Raw genomic sequence first — 8,540 nt, 5'->3', positions numbered from 1 at the left:
AACTTGGCACACTATTGAGTTCTCAAACAACAGACACACCCGGCACCACCACAACCAACATTCAGTCGCGGATCGCTCCGGAGCAACTTTTCAAACTTACCCGGCCGCTTCACCCTTGTCAAATCGGCGGTCCCGACTCAGTCTTGCCATAGGCTTCTGGGTCTTGGTGGCCGTTCAACTCCGGGGAGCAGCGCGGAAATAAACTCTACCACCACTTGGCCCCGCTGACAAAGCCGCCTCGAAGGGGGCGCGGAAAAGCCCGGAATCACGGGGATTCCGGGCTTCTCCCAGATGCTCACGCAGGGCTTGCGCCGCTCGGGTTCACCACGCGAGGCTGACCGCGCTCCCCCGCCGGCTTCGCCCGGGCGGTTCCTACGCCAGCGGTTTGAAGTAGGCGGCCCCGAGCGGGGGCAGCGTCACGGTGAGCGACGCCGGTTGACCGTCGATGCCTTCGTCCGCGGCAGTCAGAGTTCCGGTGTTTTCCACACCGGAACCGCCATAGCCGGCGGCGTCGGTGTTGAGCACTTCCTGCCATGCGCCGGCAGACGGGACGCCCAGGACATAGTCGGTGTGCGGGCCGCCGGAGAAGTTCACGGCGCAGACCAGCGGGTTGCCGTCAGCATCGCGGCGGATGAACGTCAGCACGTTGCGGTCCGAGTCTCCCCGGTTGATCCACTGGAAACCCTCCGGCTGGTTGTCCCGCTCGTACAGGGCCGGCGTGGAACGGTACAGCTCGTTGAGGTCCTTGGTCAGGAGCTGCATGCCGTTGTGCGCCGGGATGTCGGCGAGCCACCAGTCCAGGCCGTACTGCTCTGACCACTCCGCTTCCTGGCCGAATTCCGTGCCCATGAAGATCAGCTGCTTGCCGGGGTGCGCCCACTGGTACCCCAGGAACGCGCGGAGGTTGGCCAGCTGCTGCCACCGGTCGCCGGGCATCTTGCGCAGCATGGAGCCTTTGCCGTGCACAACTTCGTCGTGGCTGATCGGCAGGAGGAAGTTCTCCGAGTAGGCATAGACCATCGAGAAGGTGATGGTGCCGTGGTGCCACCTGCGGTTGTACGGGTCCTCCGCCATGTACTGGAGCGAGTCATGCATCCAGCCCATGTTCCACTTGAGGCCGAAGCCCAGGCCGCCGCCGCTGGTGGGTGCGGTGACACCTGGGAAGGCAGTGGACTCCTCGGCAATCATGACGGCGCCGGGGTGCGTCTTGTAGACCGTGGCGTTGACCTCCTGCAGGAAGGAGATCGCTTCCAGGTTCTCGCGTCCGCCGAAACGGTTGGGCCGCCACTGCCCCTCCTCACGCGAGTAGTCGAGGTACAGCATGGAGGCGACGGCGTCCACGCGCAGCCCGTCGATGTGGAATTCGTCGAGCCAGTACAGGGCATTGGCCACCAGGAAGTTGCGGACTTCCGTGCGGCCGAAGTCGAAGATCAGCGTTCCCCAGTCCGGGTGCTCGCCCAGGTTCGGGTCGGCGTGCTCGTACAGGGCCTCGCCATCGAACCGCGCCAGGGCCCATTCGTCCTTGGGGAAGTGCGCCGGGACCCAGTCCAGGAGGACGCCGATGCCGGCCTGGTGGAGCTCGTCGACGAGGTGCCGGAATTCGTCCGGGTGCCCGAAACGTGAGGTCGGGGCAAAGTAGGAGGTGACCTGATAGCCCCAGGAGCCGCCGAAGGGGTGCTCGGCCACGGGCATGAACTCCACGTGGGTGAAGCCGAGCCATTTGACGTACTCCACGAGTTCCTTGGCCAGTTCGCGGTAGCCCAGTCCCACCCGCCACGAGCCGAGGTGGACCTCGTACACGCTCATGGCCGAGTTGTGCGGATCGCGGCCGGCGCGGGCCTGCATCCACTCGGCGTCCTTGAACACATAGGAGGGCTCGACCACGMGGGACGCCGTCAGCGGGGGGACCTCGGTTCCGAAGGCCAGCGGGTCAGCTTTTTCCACCCAGTAGCCGTGCCGCGTCCGGATCTCAAACTTGTAGCACGCCCCTGCTACGACGCCGGGAATGAAGAGCTCCCACACGCCGCTGGAACCCAGCGAGCGCATGGAGTGTTCCCGGCCGTCCCAGCCGTTGAAGTCGCCCTTCACCCGCACCGCCTGGGCATTCGGGGCCCAGACGGCGAAGGACACGCCGTCGACGTCGCCGAGGGAGGACTTGTAGTGCTGGACGTGCGCGCCKAGGGCCTCCCACAGCCGCTCGTGCMGGCCCTCACCAATCAGGTGCAGGTCGATTTCGCCGATGGTCGGCAGGTAGCGGTAGGGGTCGTCCATGACCTGCGGTTCGTGGTCCTTGTAGGTCACTTCGAGGCGGTAATCCGGCACGTGGCCACGCTCGAGCGGTTCCATCACAGCCACCCACACGCCGCCCKATTCGTGCGTCATGGGCACAGCACCTGCCGACGTCACGACAGAAACTGCCTCCGCCAGGTGCTTCACGGTCCGGATCGTGACGTGGCCGTGGTCATCAAGGTGGGCACCCAGGACTGAGTGGGGCGCGTGGTGTTCGCCGGATGCGACCCTCGCAAGAGTCTCGCCGTCCACGGGCAATKGTGCGCCGGGCCKATCGATACGTGCTGATCCTGTCATTTTTATACCTTCCGCTGTGGCTTCGGCGGCGACGCCGGAACCTGTACTGCCAAGGAGACGACGCGATGCGTTCACCGGTATGGAGAGCCAGTCCGGCCTGTTCCTTAGTTCGTAGATGACTTCGTAGAGTGCTTTGTCGAGCCACAGCGCCACAAAGAGCGGCGAGTCGCGGTCGATGCTGCCGGGAATGACTTCGGCGTAGCCGGCCAGGAAGGCCTCGGCGCAGTCATCCACCCATGTCCCCGGCACCACGGCACCGGGGTTCTCGCGGACGGCGGCGCCGGCGGCGTAGTCGAAGGACCGCAGCATGCCGACGACGTCGCGCAGCGGGACGTCGGGAAAATTGCGTTCGGAGATCGGGCGCAGCGGCTCACCCTCGAAGTCGAGGATGGCCCAGCGCGGCGCAGCCCCGGGCTCGCCCGGGACGCTACTGCCCGGAACCTGCAGGATCTGTCCGAGATGGAGGTCGCCGTGGATGCGCTGCAGCCGCCCGGCGCTGGTGCCTTCAAGCCGGCCGAGGAGCCGGTCCAGCCGGTCCTCGTACGGTCCGACGGCGTTGCCGGCCTGGGCCCAGGACTGGCGCACCCGCTGGGCTACTCCSGGGGCGATGTCCTCGCCCGGCGCGGATTCGGTGGCGGTCCCCAGCGCTTGGGCGAGCCGCCGGTGCACCGTGGCCGTCGCAGCGCCCAGGGCACGGGCCTCGGCAGTGAACCCGATCCCCCGGCTGGCCGCGTCTACGGCGAGCCGCCAGGCATCGAGCCCGCCGGAAAGGAACTCGTGCGCGACGGCGAGCTCGCCACGGGCGGTACGGACAGCAGCGGACGGGTCCACACCGAGCGCGGCCGCAGGAGTCTCCCATTCGCCCGTGACCCAGMCGAGGGTCGCCGGGACTTCCTCGGTGCGCCCCGCCGTTAGCGCCGCGCCGATTTCKACCTCGGGGTTCTGGCCCTCGCACAGCACCCGGAAGAACTTCACGATGGCGGCCGAACCGCCGTCGTCCACTATCACCGAACTGTTCGATTGCTCCCCGGCGAGGACCTTCACCTTGCCCGTCGCGAACGGCAGGCGGTAGCCGGACTCCACCAGGTGGCCGGTCGCGTTTCCCGACGGCGTGCTTCCGCCGTCGCGGATGAGCTCCAGCCACGCGGCGACGAAGGAGGCATCGTGGACGCCGTCGTACACCCAGCGGTGTGCAGCGTCATCGCGCGCGCCGGGAAGTTCGCCGATCAGCGCACGCTCGCCACCAGGCAGCGGTTCCGTGCGGAAACTGAGCGGCACCTGCACGATGTCGGTCCGGCTGCCGTCGGGGGTTGGATAGGACACCGCCAGCAGGAACACCTCGCACACCGCCGTGCCGGGAGCGGCTTCCCCGCCGCCGGTCTCGAGGCGCAGACCGCCCGCCGGTTCGAAGCTGAACTCCGCACTTTTGACGGGGAACCATCGCTGGCGCGGAAGCGAGGCGCCAAGCAGTGCGCTCAGGGCCGGGGCAAGGGTCGGTCGGGTCATCTCAGCCTTCGATGGACAGGATAGGCATCGCCTGAGTGAACGGGGATGCCGGGTTGGATGCTGCGGAGCGGATCCGCAGCCAGAAGAAATCGTGGCTGCCCAGGGTCAACGTCAGCGTTCCGTCCTCGCCGATGGCCGGGAACGCCTGGCCGCCGAACACGTCCCGGAGTCCCCGGCCGGCGAATTTCGGCACGCGCAGGGTGGTTGCCACGGGGTGCTGCGAGAGGTTGAAGGCGCACAGGATGGTCTCGGCGTCCTCACCGGCGGCGTTGCCTTCCGGGAGCTCGCGCAGGTACGCGAGGACGACGTCGTGGTCGGCTTCCACATGCTTGAATCCGCCCAGACCGAAGGCCGGGTGGTTCTTGCGGACGCTCAGGATCTGACGGGTCCAGCGCAGCAACGACCCCGAATGTGCGGCCTCGGCCTCCACGTTGGCCATGCTGTAGTTGTAGACCAGCGACTGGATCACCGGGAGGTAGAGCTTTCCGGGGTCCGCGTTGGAGAACCCGGCGTTGCGGTCCGGGTTCCACTGCATCGGGGTGCGGACGGCGTCGCGGTCCTCGAGCCAGATGTTGTCCCCCATGCCGATCTCGTCCCCGTAGTACAGAAACGGGCTGCCCGGCAGGGACAGCAGCAGGGCGTTGATGAGCTCGATTTCGGAGCGGGAGTTATCCAGCAGCGGGGCCAGCCGGCGCCGGATGCCGATGTTGGCGCGCATGCGCGGATCCGGCGCGTACCAGCCCAGCATCGCGGCGCGTTCATCGGACGTGACCATTTCCAGCGTCAGTTCGTCGTGGTTGCGCAGGAACGTGCCCCACTGGGCGCCTTCGGGAATGTCCGGGGTGTCCTTCATCGTCTCGATGATGGGCGACGCCTTCTGGTCCCGCAGCGCGTAGTACAGCCGCGGCATGATCGGGAAGTTGAACGCCATGTGGCATTCCGGTTCCTCTTCGGTGCCGAAGTACTCCACCACTTCGGCGGGCGGCTGGTTGGCCTCGGCAATGATCACGCGGCCCGGGTAGCTTTCATCGACCATCTTGCGCAGCTTGCGGAGGAATTCGTGGGTCTGCGGCAGGTTCTCGCAGTTGGTGCCCTCCTCCTCAAACAGGTACGGGATGGCGTCCGCGCGGAAGCCGTCGATGCCCTGGTCCAGCCAGAACCGGACGACGTCGAAGAGCGCGTCAATGACCTTGGGGTTCTCGAAATTCAGGTCGGGCTGGTGGCTGAAGAACCGGTGCCAGAAGAACTGCYGGCGGATGGGGTCGAAGGTCCAGTTGGATTCCTCGGTGTCCACGAAGATGATGCGGGCGTCTTCATACTTCTCGTCCGTGTCGCTCCAGACGTAGAAGTCCCCGAAGGGCCCGTCCGGATCCTTGCGCGACTCCTGGAACCAGGGGTGCTGGTCCGAGGTGTGGTTCAGCGGAAGGTCGATGATCACCCGGACGCCGCGGGCATGGGCCTCCGCCACGAGCCGCTTGAAGTCACTGATGGTCCCGAACTCGTCCAGGACGGAGTTGTAGTCCGAGATGTCGTAGCCGCCGTCGCGCAGCGGTGACTGGAAGAACGGAGGGAGCCAGAGGCAGTCCACGCCCAGCCACTGCAGGTAGTCCAGTTTCTCGATCAGTCCGTGAAAGTCGCCCGAGCCGTCCCCGTTTCCGTCGGCGAAGCCCCGGACCAGGACCTCGTAGAACACCGCTTTGCGGTACCAGAGGGGGTCGTGCTGGAGGCCTGGAGCGTTCAGTTCAAAGCTTCCCCTCGGGCTGAAGTGCTGGCTGGGGTTCTGCGGGCTAAAACTCACTGGCACTACCTCCGGATGCTAAGAATGTGGGCGGGCTCGACGTGCGGGTCCAKACGGACGTAGTTGTACTCCCCCCATTCCCAGCTCTCGCCGGTCAGCAAGTCATCGACCATGAAACGGCCGTTGCGCGTGAAGCTCTCCGGGTCCAGTTCCAGCGCCGGCAGATCCAAGGACACGGTGCTCTCCCGGGTGCCGTGCGGATCCACGTTGACGACGATGATCAAGGTGTCCTTGGTCCCGTCGGGGAGGGTCTTGTGCTTGGAGTACACCACGGTGGACGTGTCCGTGCTCTGGTGCAGCGTGAGGTTCTGGAGGTCCCCGAGGGCCGGGTGCGCGCGGCGGATCTCGTTGAGCCGGGTCAGGTACGGCGCCAGGCTGCGCCCGGTTTCGGCCGCCGCATCCCAGTCGCGGGACTTGTACTCGAATTTCTCGTTGTCGATGTATTCTTCGGCGCCGGGACGCGCCACGTGTTCGTAGAGCTCAAAGCCGGCGTACACGCCCCAGATCGGGCTGGCCGTTGCGGCCAGCGCGGCGCGGATCTTGAACGCCGACGGTCCGCCGAACTGAAGGTACTCGGTGAGGATGTCCGGGGTGTTGACGAAGAAGTTCGGCCGGAAGTAGGCCGGTGACTCGTGGCTGACCTCCTGGAAGTACTCCTCCAGTTCTTCCTTGGTGTTCCGCCAGGTGAAGTAGGTGTAGGACTGCTGGAAGCCGGCCCGGCCGAGGGCGTGCATCATGGCCGGGCGGGTGAACGCCTCGGCCAGGAAAACGACGTCGGGATGCTTCTTATTGACCTTGCCAATCAGCCATTCCCAGAACCACACAGGTTTGGTGTGCGGATTGTCCACCCGGAAGACCTTGACGCCGTGGCTGACCCACAGCAGCACGATCCGCAGAATTTCGTTGGACAGCCCCGCGGGGTCGTTGTCGAAATTCAGCGGGAAGATGTCCTGGTATTTCTTGGGCGGGTTTTCCGCGTAGGCGATGCTGCCGTCCACCCGGGTGGTGAACCATTCCGGGTGGCTTTGCACCCACGGGTGGTCCGGCGCGGCCTGCAGGGCCAGGTCCAGGGCGACTTCGAGCCCCAGTTCCTCAGCCCGGGCCACGAAGGCGTCGAAGTCTTCGAAGGTGCCCAGGTCCGGGTGGATCGCGTCGTGGCCGCCGTCCTTGGACCCGATGGCCCACGGGGAGCCGGGATCGTGCGGTCCGGGAATCAGGGTGTTGTTCGGCCCCTTGCGGTGCTGGACACCGATCGGGTGGATCGGCGGCATGTAGATGATGTCGAAGCCCATGGCGGCGACGGCGTCAAGGCGTTTCGCGGCGGTGCGGAAGGTGCCGGAGGTCCACTCGCTGGTGTCGTGGTTGCGCACGGCACCTTCGGAGCGTGGAAAGAATTCGTACCAGGAGCCGCAGCCGGCGAGCGCACGCTCCACCAGCAGCGGGTACGGTTCGGAGACCGTCACGAGTTCGYGGATGGGCTGGCGTTCGACGACGGCGGCGATCTCGTCGCTGAAGCCGGCGGCGAGGCGCTCCTCCGGTGTCCGGGCGGTGTCGGAGAGCACGACGACGGCCATCCGCAGCGTCCGGCGGTCGGCGGAAGGTCGCGAGGCGTCCTCGGAGGCTTCCGCCAGCAGGGCCGCGCCTTCGGCCAGCATGAGCTCGACGTCAATGCCGGCCTCCACCTTGACCTCGGCGTTGTGGTGCCAGGTGCCGTAGCGGTCGTGCCATGCCTCGATGACGAAGGACCACTTGCCGGTGGCGGGCGGGGTCAGGAGGCCTTCCCAGCGGTCGGTGCCCATGCCGCGCGGTCCGCGCGGCGGTGCGAGGCGGACCCGCTGGCGCTCTTTGCCGCGGGGGTCGAGCAGGACGGCGCTGACGCCGAGCTGGTTGTGTCCCTCCCGGAACGCGGTGGCTCCYACCAYAATGGATTCGCCCGCAACAGCTTTGGCCGGGAACTTTCCGTCTTCTACCGACGGCTGCACGGCGGTGATCGGAAATCGGCCAAATCGAAGGCCATCCGTGATCAGGGCCTTGGGCTTTTGCTTGGACAGGGCACTGGTTCGCGAGTTATTCGTCACAGGCTCGACGTTATCTACAAAACGGCCAGAATGCTAAGGCCTCGAACGTTTTGTGAGAGGTTTCCGGTTCCAGTCGGACCGATATCCGTCATTTACCGGAAAGAATCTTAAAGCGGTTCCGGGGCACCGAGTTGTCCGTTAGTGTTTCGCTGGTGAAGGCAATCCGCAGATTTACTGTCCGAACCGTTCTTCCGGAGTCCATCCGGCCGTTGGCCCGGCTCGCCACCAATCTTCGGTGGTCCTGGCATCGGCCCACCCGGGAGCTTTTTGAGGAGCTCAACCCCGGGATCTGGGCAGAGAGCGCCCACGACCCCGTGACGTTCCTGGGCCTGGTCAGCCGGGAAGAGCTGCAGCGCCTCGCGGCGGACCAGGACGTGGTGGGGCGTGTCCATGCCGCCGCCGACGAMCTCGACCGCTATCTGGAGCAGCCGCGCTGGTACCAGAGCCTTGGCGACGGCGCCCCGTCCTGCATCGCCTACTTCTCGCCGGAGTTCGGCATCACCGAGGTCCTCCCCCAGTACTCGGGTCTCGCCGGAGTTCGGCATCACCGAGGTCCTCCCCCAGTACTCGGG

General features: G+C 66.1%; 4 protein-coding genes. 1 reads left to right on the top strand and 3 read right to left on the bottom strand.

Annotated elements, in window-relative coordinates:
• Positions 1 to 372: 372 nt before the first annotated feature.
• Genes AC1DBQ_RS19455 through AC1DBQ_RS19445 form a run of 3 tightly spaced genes read right to left on the bottom strand, consistent with a single transcriptional unit; the run spans position 373 to position 7,968 of the window.
• Positions 373 to 4,092, bottom strand: coding sequence for a 1,4-alpha-glucan branching enzyme (locus AC1DBQ_RS19455; RefSeq protein WP_476930070.1), 3,720 nt, complete (start codon positions 4,090 to 4,092; stop codon positions 373 to 375).
• Between the two features lies 1 nt (position 4,093).
• Positions 4,094 to 5,890 carry a maltose alpha-D-glucosyltransferase gene (gene treS, locus AC1DBQ_RS19450; RefSeq protein ID WP_476930069.1) on the bottom strand — a complete coding sequence of 599 codons (1,797 nt, stop codon included), beginning with the start codon at positions 5,888 to 5,890 and terminating at the stop codon, positions 4,094 to 4,096.
• A gap of 5 nt (positions 5,891 to 5,895) precedes the next feature.
• Positions 5,896 to 7,968 (bottom strand): alpha-1,4-glucan--maltose-1-phosphate maltosyltransferase, encoded by a 2,073-nt coding sequence (locus AC1DBQ_RS19445; protein WP_476930068.1) that lies wholly within the window; start codon positions 7,966 to 7,968, stop codon positions 5,896 to 5,898.
• Between the two features lie 152 nt (positions 7,969 to 8,120).
• Here AC1DBQ_RS19445 and AC1DBQ_RS19440 point away from each other — a divergent pair.
• On the top strand, positions 8,121 to 8,540 hold a 420-nt coding region (locus tag AC1DBQ_RS19440), incomplete at its 3' end, for a DUF3417 domain-containing protein (RefSeq protein WP_476930067.1).

Source organism: Arthrobacter sp. 10T413_2, from assembly GCF_056394205.1.
Note: the sequence above shows the minus strand (reverse complement) of the source record. Positions and strands in the feature narration are given on the sequence as shown.